This window comes from Micromonospora sp. NPDC126480 (genome assembly GCF_040302465.1).
Lineage (GTDB): Bacteria > Actinomycetota > Actinomycetes > Mycobacteriales > Micromonosporaceae > Micromonospora.
The window spans coordinates 79,018-102,215 of record NZ_JBEORU010000014.1 but is presented as its reverse complement, the minus strand read 5'-3'; the positions used below and the strand labels follow the sequence as shown (position 1 = coordinate 102,215).

Below are 23,198 nucleotides of genomic sequence, written 5' to 3'. Positions count from 1 at the left end.
CATGCCTCTGGTGGCGGGGGTCGACTCGTCGACCCAGTCCTGCAAGGTGGTGCTCCGGGACGCGGAGACCGGCGCCCTGGTCCGCGAGGGCCGGGCGCCGCACCCGGACGGCACCGAGGTCGACCCCGCCGCGTGGTGGTCGGCGCTGGGCGAGGCCATGACGGCCGCCGGCGGGCTCGCCGACGTCGCGGCGATCTCGGTGGCCGGGCAGCAGCACGGCATGGTGTGCCTGGACGAGGACGGCGCGGTCGTCCGCCCGGCGTTGCTGTGGAACGACACGCGGTCGGCGGCGGCCGCCGCCGAGCTGATCGCCGAGGCCGGCGACGGGGAGGCGGGCCGGCGGTTCTGGGCCGACGCGGTGGGCTCCGTACCGGTGGCCAGCTTCACCGTCACGAAGCTGCGCTGGCTGGCCCGGCACGAGCCGGCGAACGCCGCCCGGGTGGCGGCGGTCTGCCTGCCGCACGACTGGCTCACCTGGCGGCTCGCCGGCGCGCCCGGCCTCGACGCGCTGCGCACCGACCGCAGCGACGCGAGCGGCACCGGTTACTGGTCCCCGGCCGCCGGCGAGTACCGGCCGGACCTGCTGGAGCGGGCCCTCGGCCGGGCCGTCACGGTGCCCCGGGTGCTCGGCCCCGCCGAGACCGCCGGCCGGCTCGACCCGGCCGCGCTCGCCGGCCCGGCCGCGGCGGCCCTGCTCGGCCCGGGGGCGGGCGACAACGCCGCCGCCGCGTTCGGCGTCGGCGCTGGCCCCGGCGACGTCGTCGTCTCGATCGGCACCTCCGGCACGGTGTTCAGCGTCGCGGACGCCCCGGCCGCCGACCCGAGCGGCATCGTGGCCGGTTTCGCCGACGTCACCGGCCGGTTCCTGCCACTGGTCTGCACGCTGAACGCCGCCCGGGTGCTCGACGCCGCCGCGCGAATGCTCGGTGTCGGCCTCGACGAACTGGCCGATCTGGCGCTCGCCGCCCCACCTGGCGCGGACGGCCTGGTCCTGGTGCCGTACCTGGAGGGGGAGCGCACCCCGAACCGGCCGGACGCGACCGGCGCGGTGCACGGGCTCACGCTGCGCACGTCGACCCCCGCGCACCTGGCCCGGGCCGCCGTCGAGGGGATGCTCTGCGCGCTCGCCGACGGCCTGGACGCCCTCGTCGCGCAGGGCGCCACCGTCCGCCGGGTGGTGCTGGTCGGCGGTGGCGCCCGCTCGGCCGCCGTCCGGCGGATCGCCCCGCAGGTCTTCGGCGTCCCGGTGGTCGTCCCGCCGCCCGGCGAGTACGTCGCCGACGGCGCGGCCCGCCAGGCCGCCTGGGTCGCCCTGGGCGGGGCGGAGCCACCGGTGTGGACGCCCGCCGACACGCAGACGTACGAGCCCGATCCGGTGCCCGCCATCCGGGAGCGGTACGCGCAGGCCCGGGACCACGTTCTCGACCGGCGCCGCTGACCCGACCGCCGACCCCGGTGACCGGGCCGTGACCTCGCCCTGGTTGGCTGCCGGACATGACCTTGGCCACCGGCGGCCCGGCACGGGCGTGGGGCGGCGGCACGGCGCACCGGTTCTACAGCGTCGTGGTGTTCGTGGTGCTCGCCTCGCTGGACAACGTGGCGATCGGCCTGGTGCCCCCGCTGTACGGCTCGATCGCCGACGCGTTCGAGGTGCCCCAGCGCATGCTCGGCCTGGTCACCGCGGTCAGCTTCCTGGTCAGCGCGGTGGCCGCCGTCGGCTGGGCGTACGTCGGCGACCGCACCAACCGCAAGCCGCTGCTGATGGTCGGCACCCTGCTGTGGGCGGTGGGCACCGGCGGCAGCGCGTTCGCCGGGGACTACCCGACGTTCCTGGCCGCCCAGCTGATCGGCGCCGTCGGGCTCGGCGCGGTCGGCTCGGTCGGCTTCTCGGTGGTCACCGACCTGATCTCACCGCGCCGGCGGGGCCTGGTGATGAGCTTCTGGGGGCTGTCCCAGGGCGTCGGTACGCTGGCCGGCACCCTGGTCGGCGGGCTGCTCGGCGCGGCGGACTGGCGGCGGCCGTTCCTGGTCCTCACCGTCGTAGGGCTCGGCGCCACCGCCGCGTACCTGTTCACCTACGACATCCGGCGCGGGCAGAGCGAACCGGAACTCGCCGAGCGGCTCGCCGGCGGCGCCGACTACGACTATCGGATCAGCCGCGCCGACCTGCCGAGGATCCTGGGGCGGCGGACGAACCGCTGGCTGATCCTGCAGGGCCTCACCGCGCAGGCGGCGTTCGGCTCGCTGGTCTGGCTGCCGGTGCTCTTCACCGAGCGGGCGGAGGCCCAGGGCTACTCGGCGGCCACCGCGGTCGTGGTCGGCAGCGTCTTCGCCACCCTGTTCCAGCTCGGCGGTGTGTTCTCCATCGTCGGCGGGCTGGTCGGCGACGCGCTGCAGCGCCGTACGCCCTCCGGGCGGGCGCTTGTCGCGTCGGTCGGCATCCTCGCCGCGCTCCCGTTCTACCTGGTGCTCTTCTTCGTGCCGATCCGGATCGACGTGCCCGACGGCGCAGGCTCCGGCGCGGTCGTCCGCGCGGTGCTGACGAGCGTGCTGACCGAACCGACGGTCGGGCTCAGCCTGCTGGCGGCGCTGCTGGCGCTCGCCCTCACCTCGGCGAACTCGCCGAACTGGTTCGCCCTGATCGCCGACGTCAACCCGCCGGAGCACCGGGGGACCGTCTACAGCCTCGGCAACCTGGTGAACGGTGTCGGCCGGGCCGCCGGGAACGGGCTGGTCGGGCTGGCCTTCCACGGGCTGCGGGCGGCCTTCCCGCCGCCCCTGAACTACGCGGTCGGGCTCGCCGCCTTCCAGCTGTTCTTCGTGCCCACCGGCATCATGTACTGGCTCGCCGCGCGCACGTCCCCGCGCGACATCGCGGACGTGCACGACCTCCTGCACACCCGCGCCGAGCAGATGCAAGGAAGGGCCCCTTCTTAACGCCTCGCGTCGTAAAAGGGGCCCCTCTTAACACCTCACGTCGCCAGCACCCACACCGTCACGTCGGTGGGCACGAGACCCTCGTCGGTGAGCGGGGCGCTCGCGACGAGCACCTCGCCAGCCGGCGCCGGCACCGGCACGTCGCCGAAGTTGGTCAGCACGGTCAGCGGGCCGTTCCGGAAGCTCAGCACCTCGTCGCCGGTCGCGAGCCAGGTCAGCGCGCCCCGGCCCAGCCCGTGCCGGCGGCGCAGCCGCAGCGCCGCCCGGTACAGCTCGTACGTCGAGCCGGGCACGTCGCGCTGCCGGTCCAGGGCGTACTCCGCCCACACCGGCGGCTGCGGCAGCCAGCTCGCGTCGGTCGGCCCGAAGCCGTACGACGGGGCGTCGGCCTCCCACGGGATCGGCACCCGGCAGCCGTCCCGGCCGCGCTGGGTGTGGCCGCTGCGCTCCCACGTCGGGTCCTGCCGCGCCTCGTCCGGCATCGTGGTGTGCTCGGGCAGGCCCAGCTCCTCGCCCTGGTACAGGTACGCCGAGCCGGGCAGGGCGAGCATCAGCACGGTCGCCGCCCGCGCCCGGCGCAGGCCGAGCGCGGCGTCCGGCTGCGGATCGCCGATGCCGATGCCGTTCGGCCGCGGGGTACCGACGGGCAGGCCGAGCCGGGAGGCGTGCCGGACCACGTCGTGGTTGGACAGCACCCAGGTGGTCGGCGCGCCGACCGAGTCGGTGGCCTCCAGCGAGCGGGTGATCACCGCGTACTGGGCGGGCGCGGTCCAGGACGCCAGCAGGTACTCGAAGTTGAAGGCCTGGTGCATCTCGTCCGGGCGTACGTACCGGGCCAGCCGCTCCGCCGGCTCGACCCACGCCTCCGCGACCAGGACGCGCTCGCCGGGGTAGCCGTCCAGGAGCGCGCGCCAGTCGCGGTAGATGTCGTGTACGCCGTCCTGGTCCCACATCGGCGGGCGCGGCTTGTCGATCTCGGGGCCGGAGAGGATCTCCTGCGGCTCCTGCCAGTCGGCCAGGTCGGTCTGCTTGACCAGGCCGTGCGCCACGTCCACCCGGAACCCGTCGACGCCCCGGTCCAGCCAGAAGCGCAGCACGTCGAGGAACTCCGCCCGGATCTCGGGGTTGTCCCAGTTCAGGTCGGGCTGTCCGGGGTCGAACAGGTGCAGGTACCACTGCCCGGGCCGCCCGTCGGCCTCGGTGACCCGGCTCCAGGCCGGCCCGCCGAAGACGCTCTGCCAGTCGTTTGGCGGCCGGTCGCCGTCCGGCCCCCGGCCGTCGCGGAAGACGTACCGGTCCCGCTCCGGGCTGCCCGGAGCGGCCGCGAGGGCGGCGGTGAACCACCGGTGTGCCGACGAGGTGTGGTTGGGTACGAGGTCGACGATGACCCGCAGGCCTCGCGAGCGGGCCTCGGTGATCAGCTTGTCCGCGTCGGGGAGCGTGCCGAACAACGGGTCGACGTCCCGGTAGTCGGCGACGTCGTACCCGGCGTCGGCCTGCGGGGACGGGTAGAACGGCGAGAGCCACACCGCGTCCACGCCCAGCTCCACCAGGTGGTCGAGACGGCCGGTGATGCCGGGCAGGTCGCCGACCCCGTCGCCGTTCGAGTCGGCGAAGGAGCGCGGGTAGATCTGGTAGATGACGGCCTCGGTCCACCAGCCGGTGGCCGGGTCGGTGGACTGCTCCTGGTGCGTCGGGTTGCTGTTCAGGGCCTTCTCCCATGATCGAGCCGTACGGGGTTGGCGGTCTGCCGGGCGACCGGGTGGACTGTCGTTCAGTGTGCCCGTGGGGGTGCGGTCGATTCACGCACGACGAGCCGAGTGGGCAGGATCACCGGACCGTCCGCCGCGCCGGCGCAGAGCGGGTCGACCGGCCGGCCGGACAGCGCGCCGAGCAGGATCTTCACACCGAGCAGCCCCTGGTCGGTCGCGGACTGCGCGATGGTGGTCAGGCCGAGCACCCCGGAGAGCGCGTGGTCGTCGATGCCGACGACGCTCACGTCGTCCGGCACCCGCAGCCCGGCGTCGCGCAGCGCGGTCAGGGCCCCCATCGCCATCTCGTCGCACGCGGCGAAGATCGCCGTCGGTGGGTCACCCCGGCGCAGCAGCTCCTCCGTGGCCCGGGAGCCCCCGTCGACGTCGAACCGCGACTCGATGTCGAGGCTCGGGTCGGGGCGGACGCCCGCGGCGCGCAGCGCCTCCCGGTAGCCGCGGCGCCGGTCCAGGTGGGTGGTGAAGGCGAGCTCGTCGTCGGGATCGCCGGAGATGTGGGCGATCCGCCGGTGGCCGAGGTCGAGCAGGTGCCGGGTCGCGGTCCGCGCGGCGGCGACGTCGTCGATCCGTACGCACGGCCAGCCCGGCACGCTGGTCCCGGAGCTGACGGTCACGCCGGGCAGCTCCAACGCGCCCAGGAAGGCCAGCTCCGGGGCCCGCAGCGGGGTGGCCACCAGCATGATCCCGTCCACCCGCTTGTGCAGGTTGGTGGTGCGCAGCACCCGTTGCCGGGTTTGTTCGCGCCCGCCGAGGTTGTGCAGCAGCAGGTCGTACCCGGCCTGGTGGAGGAAGTCCTCGACGGCCTCGACGACGACGCCGAAGAACCAGCGGGTGATCCGGGGGACGACCACCGCGACGGTGCCGGTCCGCCCGCCGGCCAGCCGCGAGGCGCTCGGCGAGACGGCGTACTGGAGTTGCTCGGCGGCGGCGAGCACCCGCCGCCGGGTCGCCGCCGACACCGTCGGGAGCCCGCGCAGCGCCCGGGAGACGGTGGCCGTCGAGACCCCGGCCAGCCGGGCGACGTCGTCGATCCTGGTCACGCTCACCCCGCTTCCGCTTTCCGTCCCGCCGCCGGCGCCGGCGGCGGGACGCAAAGCGTGGATCAGCCCTTGACGCTGCCGGCGAGCAGCCCGCGCACGAAGTAGCGCTGCAACGACAGGAAGACGAGCAGCGGTACGATGATCGCGACGAACGCGCCGGACGTGAGGCGTTGCCATTCGTTGCCGCGGGTACCGGCCAGCTCGGCCAGGCGGACCGTGAGCGGGGCCGTCTCGTCGCCGCCACCGGCGAAGATCAGCGCGACCAGCAGGTCGTTCCAGACCCACAGGAACTGGAAGATGCCGTACGCGGCAAGCGCCGGGGTGATCAGCGGCAGCACGATCGTGCGGAAGATCTTCGGGTGGGTGGCGCCGTCGACCCGGGCGGCCTCCATCAGGTCCCTCGGCAGCTGCGACACGAAGTTGTGCAGCAGGAAGACGCCCAGCGGCAGTGCGAAGCAGGTGTGGGCGAACCAGACCTGGATGAACCGCTGCTCGTCGTCGAGGTTCCAGGCGGGCAGCAGGTTGACGCCGCCGACGCTGACGCCCTCGGAGAAGAAGCTCAGCAGCGGGACCAGCGCCATCTGCAGCGGCACGATCTGCAGCGCGAAGACGCCGATGTAGATCCAGTCCCGGCCCCGGAAGTTGATCCACGCCAGCGCGTACGCGGCCAGGGCCGCGAAGGCCAGCGGGAACAGCACCGACGGCAGCGTGATGACGATCGAGTTGACGAAGTAGCTGGCCAGCTGCCCGGCCGACGAGGAGCGGCCGAACAGCACCTGCTGGTAGTTCTCGAGGGTGACCTGCGGGTCGGAGAAGAACGTCCACCAGCCGGTCGTCTTGATCTGGTCCTCGGGCCGGAAGGACGAGATGAACAGCCCGAACGTCGGGATCGTCCAGACGACCGCGATCACGATCGAGGCGAGCGTCGCCCAGCGGGTGTTGAGCCGCTTGCGGACCCGTCCGGCGACGGTCTTCGGCTGCGGGTCGGGGGCCACACCGGTCAGCGGGGGAGTCGTCGTGGTCACGGGTCATACCTCCCGCTGCCGGCGCAGGTTGCGCACCTGGTAGATGACGATCGGGACGACCAGGATGAACAGGACGACGGCGAGCGCCGAGCCCTGCCCGGTCTGCCCGAACCGGAACGCCTGGTTGTACATCTCGGTGGCGATCACGTTTGTGTTGAAGTTGCCGTTCGTCATCGTGCGGACGATGTCGAACAGCTTCAGCGTGGCGATCGAGATCGTCACCACCACGACGATCAGCGCGGGCCGGATGCTCGGCAGGGTGATCCGCCAGAAGAGCTGCCAGGCGTTCACGCCGTCGATGCGGGCGGCCTCGATGATGTCGGCCGGGATGGCCTTGATCGCGGCGGAGAGCACCACCATGGCGAAGCCGGCCTGGATCCAGATCATCACCACGATCAGCAGCAGCGTGTTCAGCGGGGCGTTCAACAGCCACTGCTTGGGCTCGCCGCCGAGCCACACCCAGATCTGGTTGAGCAGGCCGATCTGGTCGGCTCCCTCGGGCCGGAAGGCATAGACGAACTTCCAGATGATGCCGGCGCCGACGAACGAGATCGCCATGGGCAGGAAGATCAGGGACTTCGCCAGGGCCTCCAGCCGGGCCCGGTCGACGAGCACCGCGTAGATCAGGCCGACGGAGGTGGCCACCAGCGGCACCAGCAGCACCCAGATGGCGGTGTTCACCAGGATGTCGATGATCTCGGGCCGGTCGAACATCCAGCCGTAGTTGCGCAGGCCGACCCAGTCCGTGCTGTCGCCGTTCTTGAAGGACAGCACGAGGGTGCGGATCGCGGGGATCACCAGCCCGATGCCGAGCATCAGCAACGCGGGCAGCAGGAAGAAGAGGGCGAACAGGCCCTCGCGGGATCGGCGGCGGCCCGGCTCGATCGGCGTCCCGGCGGCGACGGCCGCGGCAAGCCGGGCCTCCCGCATCCGGGCCAGCCGGGTGGGCACGAAGTCGAGCAGGAGCAGGAGGCCGCCCACCACCACCACGAAGGCGACCACCCCGTACAGCAGCATGACGAGTTTCGGTGCCTCGTCGGCGAAGTCGAAGTTCATCCGCCCCTCCTGTGAGCGTGCGGGCTGGGAAGCGGTGGCCCGGCCCGTGCGGGCCGGGCCACCGGGGCGGTCGGATCAGTTGGGCCAGGAGCTCTCGATGGCGTCGAGCGCCGCCTTGGTGTCCTTGCCGTTGATCCAGGACACCATCTCCTTCCAGAACGTCCCGGCGCCGACGGCGGCGGGCATCAGGTCGGAGCCGTCGAACCGGAAGACGCTGCTCTCGTCCTGGAGGATCTCGACCGACAGCTTGTCGATCGGGTTGGCGACGTTGGCCACGTCGAGCTTCTTGTTCGCCGACACCCAGTTGCCCAGCTTGGCGCGGCTGTTGGCGTACTCACCGGAGGCGAGGTACGTCTGCACCGCCTGGACCTCCGGCCGGTCGGCGAAGGCGACGGTGAACTCGCCGCCACCCAGCACCGGCTTGCCCTTGGCCGGGTCGATGGCCGGGAAGTAGAACGCGAAGACGTCGCCGTCCTCGGCCACCCGGGTGCCCTCGGGCCACTGGTTGGCGTAGAACGACGCCTGCCGGTGCAGGGCGCACTTGCCCTGGACGATCGGCAGGCCACCCTCCTGGAACGAGGTGGTGGCGATGCTCTTCACGCCGCCGTAGCCGCCGTTGACGTACTTCTCGTTACGCAGGATGGTGCCGGCGCGGTCGACGGCTTCGACGACCCGCGGGTCGTTGAACGGGATGCCGTGGGTCGTCCACTGGTCGTAGACCTCGGGCGTCTGCGTACGCAGCATGACGTCCTCGATCCAGTCGGTGGCCGGCCAGCCGGTGGCGTCACCGGACTCGATGCCGGCGCACCACGGCTTCATGCCGCTGCCCGCGATCGTGTCGCTGAGCTTGATCATCTCGTCCCAGGTGGTGGGAGCCTTCCAGCCCTTCTCCTGGAACATCTTCGGCGAGTACCAGACGAACGACTTGACGTTCGACCCCAGCGGGGCGCCGTAGAACTGCCCGCCGACGGTGCTGTACTTCAGCCAGTCGGCCGGGTAGTTCTCCTCGGCCATCGCCTTCGTGTCGGCCGACGCCGGCTTGAGCTTGCCGGCCTCCGCGAAGCGGGCCAGCAGGCCCGGCTGCGGGATGAACGCGATGTCGGGCGCGTTGCCGCCGTCGACCCGAACCTGCAGCTGCGCCTCGAACTCGCCGCTGCCCTCGTAGTCGATCTCGATGCCGGTGCACTCCTCGAACTGCTCCCACGACTGCTGGAGCAGGTCGGCCTCCGCGTCCCGGATGGACGCGTAGATCGAGACCTCCTTGCCGTCGTTGCCCTGGTACTTCTCGTATGCCGCGCACTCCGCGGAATCGGCGTTGCCGCTGCCGCCGTCGTCGCCGCTGCCGCAGGCGGTGGCGCTGAGCGCCAGGCCGAGCACGCCGGCGATCACGAAGGCCTGGCGTGGTCTGGCAAAGACCGCCATGCCGTCCTCCTTCCTAGCCGGCGCGGGCCCGGTGTTCACGGGAGGACCTTGCGCCGGTCCGATGGGCGTGACCACATGTAAGCGCTTGCATGGCGAGGTGGTCCACCCCTGGGACGGACACGACTGAGTAACAGTCCGGAAATCTGGCGGTCGCGGCGACGTGTTCAGCTGTTGAGCTGCCAGATCGCCAGGTTGAGCGCTCCGGCGTAGGTGACCCAGGCCCAGTAGGGGAGCAGCAGCGTCGTGGCCGCCCGGGAGACCCGCCAGAAGAGCAGGACGGTGACCCCGATCGCCAGCCACAGCAGGACGATGTCGGCGAAGGCCAGGCCGTACCGGCCGGCGCCGAAGAACAGCGGCGTCCAGATCGCGTTCAACACGAGCTGCCCGATCCACGCCCAGACGGCCGGCCCGAACCCGGCGCGCCGCCAGACCAGCCAGCCGGCCACCGCGATCAGCGCGTACAGCACCGTCCAGACCGGGCCGAACAGCCACGACGGTGGTGCCCACGCGGGCTGCTCAAGGCTCTGGTACTCGGCGCCGGTGCCCCGTACGCCCAGCCCGCCGATCGCGGCCGCGACGAAGACGGCCGCGCCGAAGCCGAGCAGGACCAGCCACTGCCGGGCGCCGTCCGTTCGTCGGGCACTCCGAGAAATCTCCATGGTCGAGATAACTCCCCGTCAGCCGGGCACTGAAACCTCGTGGCGGCACGAACGGCGCCGGGGTCGTCGCGTCCGGATGCTCCTGTCGGGAGGACGGAGCTTCCGGCGGCGACGACCCCGGCGGGTCCCGGTATCGGCGGCATCGGTCTGCCGCGCCGTGGCGCGGCGACGAGCCGCCACGTCAGTTGAAGATGCTGACACCACCCGGCCCGACCAGCAGGCCGACGATGATGAGGACGACGCCCCAGAGGATCTGCCGCCGGAACAGCGCGAGAATGCCGGCGACCACCAGTACGACTGCGAGAATCCAGAGAATCAGCTCCATGCCGGCTGAGTACCCGAGGTGCTGATCCGGGAAACCTCGCCCGGATCGAGGTGATCGCCCAGATGGAAGACGCTGTACGCCTGCTTGATCACCGGGTGCGCCACGTTGCGTACGCGTACCCCGCCGGGCGTCGTGCCCCGTTCGCTCCCGTGGTGTGCGTGCCCGTGCAGGGCCAGTGCGGTGGGCGCCGAGTCGATCGCCTGCCCCAGCTGGTAGCTGCCGAGGAAGGGGTAGATCTCCAGCGGCTCGCCGGCGAGCGTGTCCGGCACCGGCGAGTAGTGGGTGAGTGCGACGAGCACGTCGCAGTCCAGCGAGCGCAGGGCGTTCCCGAGCGCGTCCGCGCTCTCGGTGGTCGTCCGCACGAACGCCTTCATCTCCGGTTCCCCGAAGTCACTGGCGCACCGACCGGCGAACCCGCCGCCGAACCCCTTCACCCCGGCGATGCCGAGCCGGCCCTGCGGGCAGTCCAGCACGACGCCGGTGCCCTCCAGCACGGTGATCCCGGCGTCCTCCAGCACCCGGACCACCTGCGGCACCTGGTCGCACTGGTGTTCGTGGTTGCCGAGCACGGTGACCACGGGCACGCCCAGGTCGCCGAACTCGCGGGCGACGCAGCGCGCCTCGGCCTCGGTGCCGTGCCGGGTCAGGTCGCCGGCGAGCAGCAGCACGTCGGCGTTACCGGGCAGTTCCTCAAGGGCCGGCCGGAAGCGGCCGACCACGTCCTCGTCCAGATGCACGTCGCCCACGGCGGCGATCCGGATCACCATTCGTGCCTCCCTCAGGGCAGTTGCTCGATCTCCGTGGGCGCCTGCGCGCGGATCACCCCGATGTCGCTGGTGATCGGCACGTCCGGGAAGCGCTCCGCCACCCGGCGCAGGATCTCCTCCCGCCGGTGCGGGCTCTCCACCTCGCCGTACAGCACGAGGCCGCGCTCCCGGCGGACCACGGTGATGCCCTGCTCGGCCACGTCGGGATCCTCGGTGAGCAGCCGGTGGATCTCCGCCTCCACGTACTCGTCGGGTGGTCCAGTGGCGACGTCGCGATGCTCGGTCACGGTCTCCCCTCTCCCTCCGGGGTGCCGGTGTACGGCACCACGTCCAGCCGGTCCAGCAGCACCAGGAACGCCTCGGCGTACGGCGAGTGCTGCGTCTCCTTGCGTACCCGTTCCCAGTCGATCTGCTCGCGCAGTGAACGGGCCAGTGGCAGGCCGCGGGCGAAGTCGCAGTAGTGCTGGGAGAAGCTGAGCAGCTTGTGCACCATGAGCTGGGTCGCCGAGAGCACCGGCATGTGGATCGCGTCGACCGGGCGGACCACCGTGTCGGCGAACGTCTCATCGGTCACCGGGGTCTCGATCGGCCGGTGGATGAGGTCCACCATGCGGCCGTCGTCGAAGACCTTGACCAGCCAGTCCTCCGGCGGGCGCTCGGCCGTGAAGCCGGCCGCGACCAGCGCCTCCAGGGCCGGTTCGACGTCTGCCTCGCGGATCAGGAAGTCGACGTCGTGCTCGCTGGAGTGGCCGCCGTGCGCGTACACCGCGAAGCTGCCGCCGAGCGCGAAGGGGATGTCTTCCTGCTTGAGCACGGCGGCGACCTTCTTCAAGGTGTGCACCAGGGTCTCGTCCCCGCGCTCGGCCATCTGGATCTCCCGTCGTGGTGGGTCAGGGGGAAGGCGTCGAAGTCGGGTACCCGGCATCGCCGTCGGCCACACCTGGCAGGCGCGCGGGTAGCTAGCAACCCTTCCTAAAGCGGTCATAACGGACAGGAGGTGAGCGTGGATCGGATAGCCTCGACAGGGTGGCCAGATCGAAGGGGGCGCGGCGCGGCAGGGCCCGGTTGCGCACCGTCGCCCTGATCGGCATCGACGGCTCGGGCAAGACGACCCAGGCGCACCGGCTCGCCGACGCGCTGACCGCGGCGGGCCTACCCGCCACCTACCACCGCAACGCCGGCGGCCGGCGCTTTCTCGGCCGGGTGGCGCAGCGGCTGGGCCGGCCGGACGCCCAGCGCCTCCTCGGGCGCGGCGGGCTGCTGGTCGTGGAGTCCCTGCTGCGCTGGCTCGCCATCGCCGCCGCCCTCCTCGGTCGCCTGCTGACCGGCCGGGTCGCGGTGATGGACCGCTACTCCGCCTGCCAGTACGCGAGCATCCGGGCGCACGGCGGGCAGCGCTGGGAGCGGCTGGCCCGCCTCGGCTACCGGTTGTTCCCCCGGCCCCAGGTGACCTTCCTGCTGGCCGTCGACCCGCTCGAGGCGTACCGGCGGATCGAGCGGCGCGGCACCGACCACGAGAGCATGCGCTACCTGGCCGCCGCCGACCGGGCGTACCGGACGCTGCCGGAGCACCCCACGTTCGTCCTGATCGACGCGGGCCGCCCGGCGGACGAGGTGAGTCGGGACATCCTCGGGCACCTCGACGGCTGGCTGGCCGTCCCGGCGGGGCAGGTCGCCGCGGTCGCCGGGCCCGTCCCGTCCCGCGCTCCGGAGCCGGACCCCGTTCCGGTCCAGGCGTGAGCCGGCGCCGGCCCGCTCAGGCCCGCCCGTACACCGGGACGCTCGCGCCGCTGGTCGGCGCCGACTCCGGCGAGGCGAGGAAGCGGACGACCGGAGCGATCTCCGCGGGGGAGACCCAACGGGAGTGGTCGGCGTCCGGCTGCGCCGCGCGGTTCGCCGGGGTGTCGACGACGCTGGGCAGGACGGTGTTGCAGCGTACGCCGGAGGCTTTGTACTCCACCGCGACCGCGTTCGCGAACGCCAGCACCGCCGCCTTCGCCGTCGCGTACGCCGCCGCGCCGGGGAACGGCGAGACCGCCGCCCGGGACGAGACGCAGACCACGGCGCCGCCGCCCGCCGCGACGAGGTGCGGCAGCGCGGCGCCGGTGACCAGCCAGGTCGGTCGGAGGTTGAGGGCGAGCATCCGGTCCAACTCGTCGACCGGCGTCTCGTGCACCCGTCCGCCGGCGGCGTACCCCCCGACCAGGTTGACCACCGCCCGCAGCGGCGCGCCCGGATCCCCGGCGGCGACCCGCACCGCGCGCCGCGCCCCCTCCGGGTCGGTCAGGTCCGCGACGACCCGGACGACGTCGCCGGGCACCGGCGCCGCGTCCGGCGTGCCCCGCGACGGTACGACCACCCGCCAGCCCGCCTCCGCGAACCCGGTGGTGACCGCCCCGCCGAGCCCGCCCGTGCCTCCGGTGACCAGCACACTGCGATCCGCCATGGCCCACACGCTAGCGCCGCGGCCGGTGGGGCGGGGCCGGGGCCCGGGCGGTACGGTCGGGCCGGCGACGGGGCGGCGGGTTGGTGGACGGCCCGTCCGGCAGGTCGGCCCGGCCTCCCGGTGGAGGCGGCGGGCTCCGCCGGGTGGCACGCTTGGCGGGAGGCGGCGTCCGACCGTCGGGCGTACTTTTCCCGACACGAGCGGTGATGGTTGACGCTCCGGCCCTATGAAAGTAAGTTTCATCCGTGGCGAAGAGTCCGAAGATTTCTGCGAGTCACGAGCCCGGTGGACTGATCGTCCACATCAGCGGGCTGCTGCCGTCGCTGTCCCCCGCCGAGCAGCGGGTCGCCCGGCTGGTCGTGGCCGACCCGGCCGACGCGGCACGGCGGACGATCACCGACCTCGCCACCGCCGCCGAGACCTCCGAGGCGACAGTCATCCGGTTCTGCCGCTCGGTCGGCATGGACGGCTACCCCCAGCTGCGCATCCGGCTCGCCGCCGAGGCCGCCCGCCGGGTCGAGCCGCCGGACGCCCGGGTCGTCGGCGGCGACATCCCGCCCGGGGCCGACCTCGCGCAGATCATCGCCACCATCGCCTTCAACGACGCCCGCGCGGTCGAGGAGACGGCGGAGCAGCTCGACCCGGCGGTCTGCGAGCAGGTCGTCGACGCGATCGCCGCCGCCGGCCGCATCGACGTCTACGGTGCCGGTGCCAGCGGCTTCGTGGCCTCCGACTTCCAGCAGAAGCTGCACCGCATCGGCCGGACGGCCTTCTACTTCCCGGACGTGCACACCGCCCTCACCTCGGCCGCGCTGCTGGGGCGCGGCGACGTCGCCGTGGGCATCTCGCACACCGGCACCACCTCCGACGTGATCGAGGTGCTGGAGCAGGCCCGGGCCCGCGGCGCGGCCACCGTCGCGCTCACCAACTTCCCGCGCTCGCCGATCACCGAGGTCGCCGACTTCGTGCTGACCACCGCCGCCCGCGAGACCACCTACCGCTCCGGCGCGATGGCCAGCCGGCTCGCGCAGCTCACCGTCGTCGACTGCCTGTTCGTCGGGGTGGCGGCGCGCAACCGCGCCCGGGCCCGCAAGGCGCTGGAGGTGACGGCCGCGGCGGTCCAGTCGCATCGGGTCGGCTCCGCCCGGAGGCGGGCATGACCGCGGTGGAGCCGGAGGAGGCCGCCCCCGAGGCGGCTCCGGCCATCCGGGTCGGCGCGCCCACCGAGCTACGCAACCCCCGCAGCGTCGACCTGGACCTCATGTCGACCCGGGACGTCCTGACGGTGATCAACGAGGCCGACCGGCGGGTGCCCGGCGCGGTCGCCGCCGTCCTCGACGAGATCGCCGCCACCGTCGACCTGGCCGTGGCCGCGCTGCGCGCCGGGCGCCGGGTCCACTACTTCGGCGCGGGCACGTCCGGCCGCCTCGGCGTGCTCGACGTCGCCGAACTCGCGCCCACCTTCAACTCCCCGCGGGACTGGTTCTGCGCCCACCTGGCCGGCGGTCAGGACGCCATGTTGCGGGCGGTCGAGAACGTGGAGGACGACGACCGGGGCGGCGCGGCCGAGGCCGCCGAATGTGTCGCGGCCGGTGACGTCGTGGTCGGCCTCGCCGCCAGCGGACGCACCCCGTACGTCCTCGGTGCGCTCGCCGCGTCCCGGGCCAAGGGCGCCGCGACCGTGCTGCTCTGCGCGAACCCGCAGGCCGAGGCCGCCGGGTCGGTCGACGTGTTCATCGGGGTGGACACCGGACCCGAGGTGGTCACCGGGTCGACCCGGATGAAGGCGGGCACCGCGCAGAAGCTGGTGCTGAACACGTTCTCCACGGCCGTGATGGTGCGGTTGGGGCGGGTCTACTCGAACCTCATGATCGACATGGTGGCCACGAACGCCAAACTCCGGGGCCGGATGATCTCGATCCTGATGGAGGCCACCGGTTGCGGCGAGGAGATCTGCCGGCGGGCGCTGCACGAGGCCGACGGCGACCTGAAGACCGCCCTCGTCTCGCTGGTGTCCGGTGCCGGCGTCACCGCCGCACGGGCCGCGCTCGCCCGCTCCGAGGACCACGTCCGCGACGCCCTGGCGCTGCTCGCCTCCTGACGCCGGCGACCCCCGCCCAGGGGCGGGGCATAGAACCGGCCTGCGGATTGTTCACCTGAGCGTGGGGTATTACACGGGCGTGGATGAACCGACCGGTCCGCCGACGCGTATCTGGCAGTGACCAGGATCGCAGCTCGGTGGTGACCCCGGTCGCTGCGTCCCGGTCCAGGCAGTGCTGCCATGGAGTCCGGGGACGGTGACCGTCGATCCACCAGCCCGTACGTGGTGCCCGCCGGAGAGCCGCCACATGGGTGCTGACAGCAAACGTGGACCGCGCTCTCAGCTGATTATCAGGCATTCGTGACACTTTCGACTCACGACATGGAATCCCCGACGCGTCTCATCTGTTGTGTAGGTGTCAGCACCGTGGGGCACAGCGGAAGTTACGGGGAGGGAGCTGACGGACGTGGGGATGGCAAGGAACCGGGCAGCCGGCGCTAGCGAGGGGACCGTGGGCAACGTGGACAAGAACATCGGCATGCGGACCGACGAGGTCGCCGAGGAGCGCGACCTGGTCGGCGTCTACCTTCACGAGATCTCCCGGACGCCGTTGCTGGACGCCGCCACGGAGGTCGACCTCTCCAAGGCCATCGAGGCCGGGCTCTACGCCGAGCACCTGCTCGACGAGGACCGCGTCCCGGCCGGTGTGCAGCGGGAGGAGCTCGAGCGGCTGGTCGCCGAGGGTGAGCGGGCCAAGGACCTGTTCATCCGGGCCAACCTGCGGCTGGTCGTGTCGATCGCCCGGCGGTACGTCCGCTCCGGGATGCCAATGCTGGACCTGATCCAGGAGGGCAACACCGGTCTGGTCCGGGCCGTCGAGAAGTTCGACTACGAGCGCGGATTCAAGTTCTCCACCTACGCCACCTGGTGGATCCGCCAGGCCATCAGCCGGGCGATCGCCCAGCAGGAGCGCACCGTGCGCCTGCCGGTGCACCTGGTGGAGGACGTCAACCGGATGCGCAACGTGGCCCGGCAGCTGACCCGCGAGCTGGGCAGCGATCCGGAGCCGGAGCAGATCGCGGCGGCGCTCGGCGTCACCGTCGAGCGGGTCAACGAGCTGGTCCGCTGGTCGCAGGACACCGTGTCACTGGACACGCCGGTCGGCGACGACGGCGACACCAACCTCGGCGACCTGGTCGCCGACAGCGACGCTCCGTCGCCGGAGGACATCGTCCTCACCGGCCTGGAGCGGCAGCGCATCGAGGGCCTGCTCAACCACCTCGACGACCGGTCGGCCGGCATCATGCGGGCCCGGTACGGCCTCGAGGACGGCCGGGAGCACTCGCTCACCGAGGTGGCCTCGCGGTTCTCGCTCTCCCGGGAGCGGATCCGGCAGCTCGAGATCCAGGCCCTCGGCCGGCTGCGCGAGCTGGCCCGAGCCGAAGGCCTGCAGGCGGCCTGAGCTGGTAGGAATGACGACGAACGGCCGGCGTCCGATAGGGGGACGCCGGCCGTTCGTCGTCGCCGGGGACCGGGCGCCGGGTCAGCGGACCCGGCCGTAGCCGACGATCGGCATGATGTTCATGTCCCGCTTGAGCACGTTGCGCCCGGCGCTGGGCGCGTCGATGATCTGACCTCCGCCGACGTAGAGGCCCACGTGCCCGAGGCCGCTGTAGAAGACCAGGTCGCCGGGTCGTAGGTCACCGCGGCCGATGTGCGCCACGGCGCCCCACTGCATCCGCGTGTTGTGCGGCAGCGACTTCCCGGCCGCCCGCCAGGCGGCCGAGGTCAGGCCGGAGCAGTCGTAGCCGTCGGGGCCGTCGGCGCCCCACCTGTAGGGCTTGCCCAGGGCGCCGTACGCGTACCGCACCGCGACGCCCGCCGAGCCGGCCACGGCCGGCGCCTGCTCGGCGCTTCCCGGGCGGGTCGCCGGTCGTTCGGTCGCCCGCCCGTACGCCCGCCGGCGCAGCTCGTACAGCCCGGCCAGGTCGCGCTCGATGCGCTCGCGGGTCCTGGACAGCTGCCGGGCCTGCGCGGCTTCCCGTTCGAGGACGAGATCCAGCCGGGTCTTCTCCTCGATGAGGCGGCGCTGGTCGCGGTTGAACGCGTCGATGCGTTGCTGCCGCTCCCGGGTCAGGTGGTCGACGGTGGCGAGCCGGTCGAGCAGCGACGTGGCGTCGCCCGGCCGTAGCAGCGCCGCCGCGGTGCTGACGTCGCCGGTCTTGTACGCGGTGACCGCCAGTTCGTCGACCTCGGCCCGGCTCTGGTCGGCCTGCTGCTGCAGGGGGCCGAGCCGGGCCTGCAGCCGGGCCGCGCTCGCCTTGTTGGCCTTGATCTGCTCGGCGAGCGCGTTGTACGCCTCCACGACGCGTTCCAGCTGGGCGGAGGAATTCTCGATCCGCCGGTTCAGTTCGGCGGGGGACGGTTCGGCCCGGGCGGGCACGGCCGGTGCGACAAGTGCGACCGACACCGCCGCGACCGCGAGGGCGCGCAGCGTCTTCCGGATGGACGACAAGAGCGTGGGGCTCCTCTCCACCGGCCGTCGGGGGGTGCCGGGGTCCCCGGACGGCGCCGGACCCGTGCCGTCCCTGGTGGACGGCGGTCGACGGGGCCGACCGGGACAACGTAACCCGGGACGGAAGTCGCCCGCAGTGGAAGCAGGGGCGATTGTTGCGAAACGGCAGCAAGTGAACATGAGTGTCGTATCGGTTCAGCCGTGATTCATGCGATTCCCTGCCCCCTTCTGCGGCCTCTGCCGGGTTGGCGGCATTCGTCGTTCTGACCGGATGCCGTCAGCGGCTGGGCTGGTATGCCGGATAAGACGGACTTGCCGGCGTCAATCCGACGGCATCGATGTCTGCTGCACCCTTGCAGGACGGCAATTGCGTACGGCCAGTGGCGCGGGGGCAACACAATGGGGCGCGGAGCCGGGAGTCCCGCCGACCGGCAACACCTGGTACGGCGGGCTGCCGACCGACCCGGCACCGAGCCGCGGGAGGTATCGCCGTGGACCCACAGGCCACCACACGACCGAAGTCGTCACCGCACCCCACGTCCGCGCCGCGCGCCGCGGTGCTCTACGCACAGCCCGGGATCGTCGTGACCGTCGACCGGTTCACCGTGGGCAGCAGCAGCTGGCCGGTCGCCGAACTCACCCACCTGCACACCACACGCGGCCCCCACGACCGGGTCGCCGTCCGCGCCGTCCTCCTGACCGGCGGCACCGTGGCCGGCGTCGGGCTGCTGCTCGGCTTCACCGGCGGCCTGCAGCGGCTCACCGCCGGGGCGTACCTGACGCTCGGCGTGGTGTTCCTGCTGCCGGTGCTGCTGGCCCTGGCGGGCGACCGCTGGCGGCCCCCGGCGTACGAGCTGTGGGGCCGGCGCCGGGGCACCGACGAGCTGCTGTTCGCCAGCGACGACGAGCGCCAGTTCGGACAGGTCACCCGCGCGCTGCGCCGGGCCCTGGAGATGCAGCGGTACGGCGGCTGGAAGGACCCGCTCGCCACCGTCGACCCGTGGCGGCCGAACCGCTGAGGCGCCGCCGCGGTCAGCGGGCGGGCGAGCCGGTGACCGGCTCCGGGGCCGCCTCGGGGTGCCGGGTCACCCAGGTGCTCACCCGACGCTCGGCGAAGAAGGACACGAACGGCACGGTTCCGGCCAGCATCACCAGGATCATGCGCTTGAGCGACCAGCCCGCCCGGCGGGCGAGGTCGAAGGTGGCGACCAGGTAGACCATGTAGAGGAAACCGTGGGCCTGACCCACCGTCTCCACCACCACCGGGTTGTCGAAGCCGTACTTGAGCGGCATGCCGATCACCACGAGCAGGATCAGCACCACGCCGACGATCCAGGCGATCACGCGGTACCGGGTCAGGGCTGCGCCCACCGTCGTCCGTCCTTCCGACCCGGCCCTCAGCCGGGGTAGTCGCCGGGCCGGGCGCCCGGGTTGTCGTTCAACCACCGCAGGTAGCGGTTGTAGGCGGCCAGGTCCGGGTCCGCACCGTCGGGCACCGGCACCGCGCCGCGGGCCACCCGCACGGGCCGGCGTACCGCCGGGCGCGTCGCGGCGGCCGGGGACTCCTCGGCCGGCCGCGGCTCGGCGGCGCCCGCCGCGTCGCCGGAGCCGGCGCGGCCGCGCAGCTCGTGGCGGACCTCCCGCCACCACACGAAGACCACGAAGCCCGCGAACACCGGCCACTCGACGGCGTAGCCCCAGCTGATCGCGTTGCCGCCGGTGGCCCGGCTGAGCTGCCACCAGCCCAGCCACAGGAAACCCACCACCAGCACGACCATGGCCACGTGGCGCACGATCCACGCCGGGGTCCAGAGCCGCTTCATGGCATCGAGGGTACCGGGGCGGGCGGTCCTCTCCGACACGGCGTCGTAGTGGCGGGATGGTTTGGTGCCACCCGGTGTGGGCATCCGTCTAGACGCCAGCCCAAAACAGACCAGGGGGGCGATGATGACCGGATCCGTACGGCAGGACGAGTTCCCGAGCCCGGAGCAGCGGATGCCCGAGTGGGACGGGGACCATGTGCACGACATGGCCTCCGGCGGCGCCGACGCCGACGGTGAGCTGCTCGGCATCGACCCCGCCGAGCTCGCCGACGACGACCTGATGCGCGAGATGCACAGCCTGCACCGCACGCGCCTGGACACCCTGCGGCACGCCACCGACTCGGCGCTCGCCAACCACCTGCGGCGCACCGCCGAGCTGGAGACCGAGTACCTGGCCCGGCACCCGGGGCGCGAGGTCGACCCGAGCCGGTTGCGGGACGCGTGATGGCATCCGCGGAGCGGGGGATGTCCGCGCCGCCGGAGGTGGTGTTCAACACGGCCACCGACCCGGACCGGGCCTCGGCGTGGCTGCCGGAGCCGCTGCGCGCCGACGGCTCGCCGGCCGAGCAGGTAAGCGCGGAGGAGCTGGCGGCGCGGTGGCGGGCCGCGGGGGACTGGTCCGCCGAGATCCGGGTCGACCCGGCCGACGCCGGCGGCGCCCGGATCCGGCTCGACCTGACCGGCGGCGACGACGCCGACCGCCTCGCGGACGAGGCCCTGGAGAGCCTCGCCCGGGAGGTGGCCGACAACCTCCAGGCCGGCTGAGCCGGCGAGACCCGTACGCCGGACGGGCCGGCGTACCCGCAGGCCGGCTGGGCCGGCGCACCTCCGGGTCGTCGGCGGCCCGGCGGCCAGGACCGAGGGAGACCGGGTGACCGAGCTGAAGGAGAAGGTGGCGCGACTGCGCCGGGCCTACGCGCCGCACGAGCACCGGCCGCTGGGCGGCTACCTCGCCGCGATGGGCACCTACGCCGGGGTGACCGCGACGATCGCCGGACTGGTGAAGGCGACCGGCCGGCCGGTGCCGGACCGCCCCGCGCCCGCCGACGTCGTGCTGCTGTCCATCGCGACGCACAAGCTCAGCCGGCTGCTGTCCAAGGACGCGGTGACGAGCCCGCTGCGGGCGCCGTTCACCCGCTACGAGCGGCCGATCGGCAGCGGCGAGGTGATGGAGGAGGTACGGGACTCGGGCAGCTCCACCCGCCACGCGATCGGGGAACTGCTCAGCTGCCCGTTCTGCCTCGCGGTCTGGGTGGCCACCGGGCTCACCGGCGGGCTGGTGCTGGCGCCGCGCCTGACCCGTCTCGTCGCCACCGCACTCACCGCCGTGGCGGCGTCGGACTTCCTGCAGATGGCGTACGCGGTGTCCCAGCAGGCGGCCGAGGGCGACCACGAGGACTGAGCACGGGAGAGGGCCGGCGCGCCGCGCCGGCCCTCTCCCGTCGGTGCCTCGGCTTCAGCTCTCCTCGCCGGACCAGCCCCGCGGGGACTCCTCCTCGTGCTCCTCTTCGTCCTCGTCACCGGTGATGATGTCCCGGTCGACCGCGGTGCGGTCGTGCTCGTTGGCGAAGTCCGGCTCGGGCAGCGTGTCCCGGCCGCCGGGGGGCTGCCCGAGCGCCGCGAGGTGTCCGCCGGGCTCGTCCTTCTGCTCCTCGTGGTGGGACATGCCGCTCTCCTTCGCGTCGAGCTGTGGGGGTCGGGGGCCCGTGCCGTCCCGCGACGGTGAGCGGGCAGGGCCTCAGGTGACCGAACCACCGAGCAGGTCGGCCGCCTCGTCGACGGAGTACTCGCCCTCGGGCAGCGCGTCGATCCGGGTGAGCAACTCCGCCGGCAGCTCCGCGGCCACGGCCCGCCGGTAGATGTCGCCCTGGCTGATCCGCTCCTGGCCGCGGTACAGATCCTCGAGCAGGTCGTCGAGGCGCCGCAGCTCCGACTCGGTTCCGGGTGCCTCGGTCACAGGTGGGTTGTCGGTCACCCCGCCCACCTACCCGCCGCCCGACCCCACAAACACCCGGGTGCGGGTCAGGCGGAGGTGGTGGCCGGGGTGCGGCGGCGGGTGCGGACGGCGGCGGCCAGGTCGGCCAGCACCTCCTCCGTCGTGTCCCAACCGATGCAGGCGTCGGTGATCGACTGCCCGTACGTCAGCTCGCGGGTCGGGTCCAGGTCCTGCCGGCCCGGCAGCAGAAAACTCTCCAGCATCACGCCGACGATGCCACGCTGCCCGGCGGCGAGCTGGGCGGCCACGTCGGCGGCGACCAGCGGCTGGTTGCGGTGGTCCTTGCCGCTGTTGGCGTGGCTCGCGTCCACCACCAGGCGCTCGGGCAGCCCGGCGGCACGCAGCAGCCCCAGGGCGCCGGCGACCGACTCCGCGTCGTAGTTCGGCCGGCCGCCACCGCCCCGCAGCACCAGGTGACCGTCCGCGTTGCCCCGGGTGTGCATGATCGCCGGGGTGCCCGAGACGTCGATGCCGGGGAACACGTGCGGCACGCCCGCCGCCCGGATCGCGTCCACCGCCGTGTCGATGCTGCCGTCGGGGCGGTTCTTCATGCCGATCGGCATCGACAGGCCGGAGGCGAGCTGGCGGTGCACCTGGCTCTCCACCGTCCGCGCGCCGATCGCGCCCCAACCCACCGTGTCGGCGATGTACTGCGGGGTGATCGGATCCAGGAACTCGCAGCCCACCGGGAGCCCCAGCCGCAGCACGTCCAGCAGCAGCGCCCGGGCCTTCCGCAGGCCCGTGTTCACGTCGCCGGAACCGTCCAGCCCGGGGTCGTTGATGAGCCCCTTCCAACCCACCGTCGAGCGCGGCTTCTCGAAGTAGACCCGCATCACCACGAGCAGGTCGTCGGCGAGGCGCTCGGCGGCCTCGCGGAGGCGGTGGGCGTAGTCGAGGGCGGCGGCCGGGTCGTGCACCGAGCACGGGCCGACCACCACCAGCAGGCGGTCGTCGGCGCGGTCCAGCACCCGGCCGACCGCGCGCCGGCCGGTGAGTACGGCCGAGGCGAGCACGTCGTCCAAGGGCAGCTCGTGGTGCAGCAGCGCGGGGGTGGTCAGCGGCACCACGCGGTCGATCCGCTGATCGCTGACCCGGTCCGTCTCCGGGGTCGTCACGGTGGGCATCCTTCCGCCGACCGTGCCCAGGGCCGGCGCCCGGGACGAGCCGGCTGCTCGTACGCAAAAGGGCAGGAACGGAAAGCTCCTGCCCGGCCGGCTCGTGTGCGGTGACGTCAGATCACGATGAGGTCACCGGCTGGCGAGCCGGCTGCCTAAACCATCGATACGACCGCGTCACGTCGGCCAGCGTACCCGATCCGACGGCCACCGCTAACCCCCTCGACCGGAAAGCATCGTCTCGCGTTCACCCCCGTCG

General features: G+C 72.9%; 27 protein-coding genes. 10 read left to right on the top strand and 17 right to left on the bottom strand.

All coding sequences use genetic code 11. The annotated features are described in order from the left end of the window. Position 1 precedes the first annotated feature (1 nt). Together xylB and ABTW87_RS15585 are read left to right on the top strand one after the other, a co-directional pair. The gene (gene xylB / locus ABTW87_RS15590) at positions 2–1,438 is read left to right on the top strand and encodes a xylulokinase (protein WP_350651485.1); all 1,437 of its coding nucleotides are present in this window, start codon (positions 2–4) and stop codon (positions 1,436–1,438) included. A 56-nt stretch (positions 1,439–1,494) separates the two neighbouring features. After that, on the top strand, positions 1,495–2,937 hold the full coding sequence (locus ABTW87_RS15585) for an MFS transporter (RefSeq protein ID WP_350651484.1): 1,443 nt from the start codon (positions 1,495–1,497) through the stop codon (positions 2,935–2,937). Positions 2,938–2,972: 35 nt separating this feature from the next. On the opposite strand, the gene ABTW87_RS15580 is transcribed toward ABTW87_RS15585, so the two are convergent. From ABTW87_RS15580 to ABTW87_RS15535, 10 genes are all read right to left on the bottom strand, one after another. After that, positions 2,973–4,646, bottom strand: coding sequence for a glycoside hydrolase family 13 protein (locus ABTW87_RS15580; RefSeq protein ID WP_350651537.1), 1,674 nt, complete (start codon positions 4,644–4,646; stop codon positions 2,973–2,975). A 65-nt stretch (positions 4,647–4,711) separates the two neighbouring features. Beyond that, on the bottom strand, positions 4,712–5,749 hold the full coding sequence (locus ABTW87_RS15575; protein WP_350651536.1) for a LacI family DNA-binding transcriptional regulator: 1,038 nt from the start codon (positions 5,747–5,749) through the stop codon (positions 4,712–4,714). A gap of 62 nt (positions 5,750–5,811) precedes the next feature. After that, positions 5,812–6,774, bottom strand: a complete 963-nt coding sequence (locus tag ABTW87_RS15570; protein ID WP_502891589.1) for a carbohydrate ABC transporter permease — start codon at positions 6,772–6,774, stop codon at positions 5,812–5,814. Between the two features lie 3 nt (positions 6,775–6,777). Continuing rightward, positions 6,778–7,830, bottom strand: coding sequence for a carbohydrate ABC transporter permease (locus ABTW87_RS15565; protein WP_350651483.1), 1,053 nt, complete (start codon positions 7,828–7,830; stop codon positions 6,778–6,780). 75 nt (positions 7,831–7,905) lie between these two features. Beyond that, the gene (locus ABTW87_RS15560) at positions 7,906–9,252 is read right to left on the bottom strand and encodes an ABC transporter substrate-binding protein (protein WP_350651482.1); all 1,347 of its coding nucleotides are present in this window, start codon (positions 9,250–9,252) and stop codon (positions 7,906–7,908) included. A 164-nt stretch (positions 9,253–9,416) separates the two neighbouring features. After that, positions 9,417–9,911: a TspO/MBR family protein gene (locus ABTW87_RS15555; RefSeq protein WP_350651481.1), complete on the bottom strand. Its 495-nt coding sequence runs from the start codon at positions 9,909–9,911 to the stop codon at positions 9,417–9,419. Between the two features lie 181 nt (positions 9,912–10,092). Then, positions 10,093–10,236 carry a GPGG-motif small membrane protein gene (locus tag ABTW87_RS15550; protein WP_350651480.1) on the bottom strand — a complete coding sequence of 48 codons (144 nt, stop codon included), beginning with the start codon at positions 10,234–10,236 and terminating at the stop codon, positions 10,093–10,095. Beyond that, a complete protein-coding gene (locus ABTW87_RS15545; RefSeq protein ID WP_350651479.1) occupies positions 10,227–11,003 on the bottom strand; it encodes a metallophosphoesterase family protein in 777 nt (258 codons plus the stop codon). Before ABTW87_RS15545 ends, ABTW87_RS15550 begins: the two co-directional genes overlap by 10 nt. Before the next feature lie 11 nt (positions 11,004–11,014). Next, a complete protein-coding gene (locus ABTW87_RS15540) occupies positions 11,015–11,290 on the bottom strand; it encodes a hypothetical protein (protein ID WP_350651478.1) in 276 nt (91 codons plus the stop codon). Continuing rightward, positions 11,287–11,871, bottom strand: coding sequence for a nucleotidyltransferase (locus ABTW87_RS15535; RefSeq protein ID WP_350651477.1), 585 nt, complete (start codon positions 11,869–11,871; stop codon positions 11,287–11,289). Before ABTW87_RS15535 ends, ABTW87_RS15540 begins: the two co-directional genes overlap by 4 nt. 158 nt (positions 11,872–12,029) lie before the next feature. On the opposite strand from ABTW87_RS15535, the gene ABTW87_RS15530 reads away from it, so the two are divergent. Continuing rightward, the gene (locus tag ABTW87_RS15530; RefSeq protein ID WP_350651476.1) at positions 12,030–12,743 is read left to right on the top strand and encodes a dTMP kinase; all 714 of its coding nucleotides are present in this window, start codon (positions 12,030–12,032) and stop codon (positions 12,741–12,743) included. A 16-nt stretch (positions 12,744–12,759) separates the two neighbouring features. Here the strand turns inward: ABTW87_RS15530 and ABTW87_RS15525 are convergent, their stop codons facing one another. Beyond that, entirely contained in the window at positions 12,760–13,449 is a 690-nt protein-coding gene (locus ABTW87_RS15525) for an SDR family NAD(P)-dependent oxidoreductase (RefSeq protein WP_350651475.1), read from the bottom strand. A gap of 245 nt (positions 13,450–13,694) precedes the next feature. Between ABTW87_RS15525 and ABTW87_RS15520 the strand changes: the two genes are divergently transcribed. The 3 genes from ABTW87_RS15520 (at position 13,695) to ABTW87_RS15510 (ending at position 16,952) form a co-directional block, all read left to right on the top strand. After that, a complete protein-coding gene (locus tag ABTW87_RS15520; RefSeq protein ID WP_350651474.1) occupies positions 13,695–14,609 on the top strand; it encodes a MurR/RpiR family transcriptional regulator in 915 nt (304 codons plus the stop codon). After that, entirely contained in the window at positions 14,606–15,550 is a 945-nt protein-coding gene (gene murQ / locus ABTW87_RS15515) for an N-acetylmuramic acid 6-phosphate etherase (protein ID WP_350651473.1), read from the top strand. Before ABTW87_RS15520 ends, murQ begins: the two co-directional genes overlap by 4 nt. Positions 15,551–15,962: 412 nt before the next feature. Continuing rightward, positions 15,963–16,952 (top strand): sigma-70 family RNA polymerase sigma factor, encoded by a 990-nt coding sequence (locus ABTW87_RS15510; protein WP_207228472.1) that lies wholly within the window; start codon positions 15,963–15,965, stop codon positions 16,950–16,952. An 81-nt stretch (positions 16,953–17,033) separates the two neighbouring features. On the opposite strand, the gene ABTW87_RS15505 is transcribed toward ABTW87_RS15510, so the two are convergent. After that, complete coding sequence (locus ABTW87_RS15505; protein WP_350651472.1) at positions 17,034–18,005, bottom strand: C40 family peptidase; 972 nt, start codon at positions 18,003–18,005, stop codon at positions 17,034–17,036. 491 nt (positions 18,006–18,496) lie between these two features. Between ABTW87_RS15505 and ABTW87_RS15500 the strand changes: the two genes are divergently transcribed. Then, positions 18,497–19,024 (top strand): DUF6232 family protein, encoded by a 528-nt coding sequence (locus tag ABTW87_RS15500; protein ID WP_350651471.1) that lies wholly within the window; start codon positions 18,497–18,499, stop codon positions 19,022–19,024. Between the two features lie 13 nt (positions 19,025–19,037). Here the strand turns inward: ABTW87_RS15500 and ABTW87_RS15495 are convergent, their stop codons facing one another. Continuing rightward, positions 19,038–19,376: a DUF3817 domain-containing protein gene (locus tag ABTW87_RS15495; RefSeq protein WP_350651470.1), complete on the bottom strand. Its 339-nt coding sequence runs from the start codon at positions 19,374–19,376 to the stop codon at positions 19,038–19,040. 26 nt (positions 19,377–19,402) lie between these two features. After that, the gene (locus tag ABTW87_RS15490) at positions 19,403–19,828 is read right to left on the bottom strand and encodes a hypothetical protein (RefSeq protein WP_350651469.1); all 426 of its coding nucleotides are present in this window, start codon (positions 19,826–19,828) and stop codon (positions 19,403–19,405) included. 121 nt (positions 19,829–19,949) lie between these two features. On the opposite strand from ABTW87_RS15490, the gene ABTW87_RS15485 reads away from it, so the two are divergent. The 3 genes from ABTW87_RS15485 to ABTW87_RS15475 all read left to right on the top strand — a co-directional run bounded on the left by ABTW87_RS15485 (position 19,950) and on the right by ABTW87_RS15475 (position 21,230). Then, entirely contained in the window at positions 19,950–20,273 is a 324-nt protein-coding gene (locus ABTW87_RS15485; RefSeq protein WP_350651468.1) for a DUF6158 family protein, read from the top strand. Next, positions 20,273–20,593, top strand: coding sequence for a hypothetical protein (locus ABTW87_RS15480; RefSeq protein ID WP_350651467.1), 321 nt, complete (start codon positions 20,273–20,275; stop codon positions 20,591–20,593). The genes ABTW87_RS15485 and ABTW87_RS15480 overlap by 1 nt, the downstream gene beginning before the upstream one ends. A gap of 106 nt (positions 20,594–20,699) precedes the next feature. Beyond that, entirely contained in the window at positions 20,700–21,230 is a 531-nt protein-coding gene (locus ABTW87_RS15475) for a DUF1360 domain-containing protein (RefSeq protein ID WP_350651466.1), read from the top strand. Between the two features lie 54 nt (positions 21,231–21,284). On the opposite strand, the gene ABTW87_RS15470 is transcribed toward ABTW87_RS15475, so the two are convergent. The 3 genes from ABTW87_RS15470 to ABTW87_RS15460 form a co-directional block, all read right to left on the bottom strand. Next, a complete protein-coding gene (locus tag ABTW87_RS15470; RefSeq protein ID WP_350651465.1) occupies positions 21,285–21,494 on the bottom strand; it encodes a hypothetical protein in 210 nt (69 codons plus the stop codon). Positions 21,495–21,566: 72 nt separating this feature from the next. Next, complete coding sequence (locus ABTW87_RS15465) at positions 21,567–21,812, bottom strand: hypothetical protein (protein ID WP_350651464.1); 246 nt, start codon at positions 21,810–21,812, stop codon at positions 21,567–21,569. A gap of 38 nt (positions 21,813–21,850) precedes the next feature. Then, entirely contained in the window at positions 21,851–22,948 is a 1,098-nt protein-coding gene (locus ABTW87_RS15460) for a 3-deoxy-7-phosphoheptulonate synthase (protein WP_350651463.1), read from the bottom strand. Between the last annotated feature and the right edge of the window lie 250 nt (positions 22,949–23,198).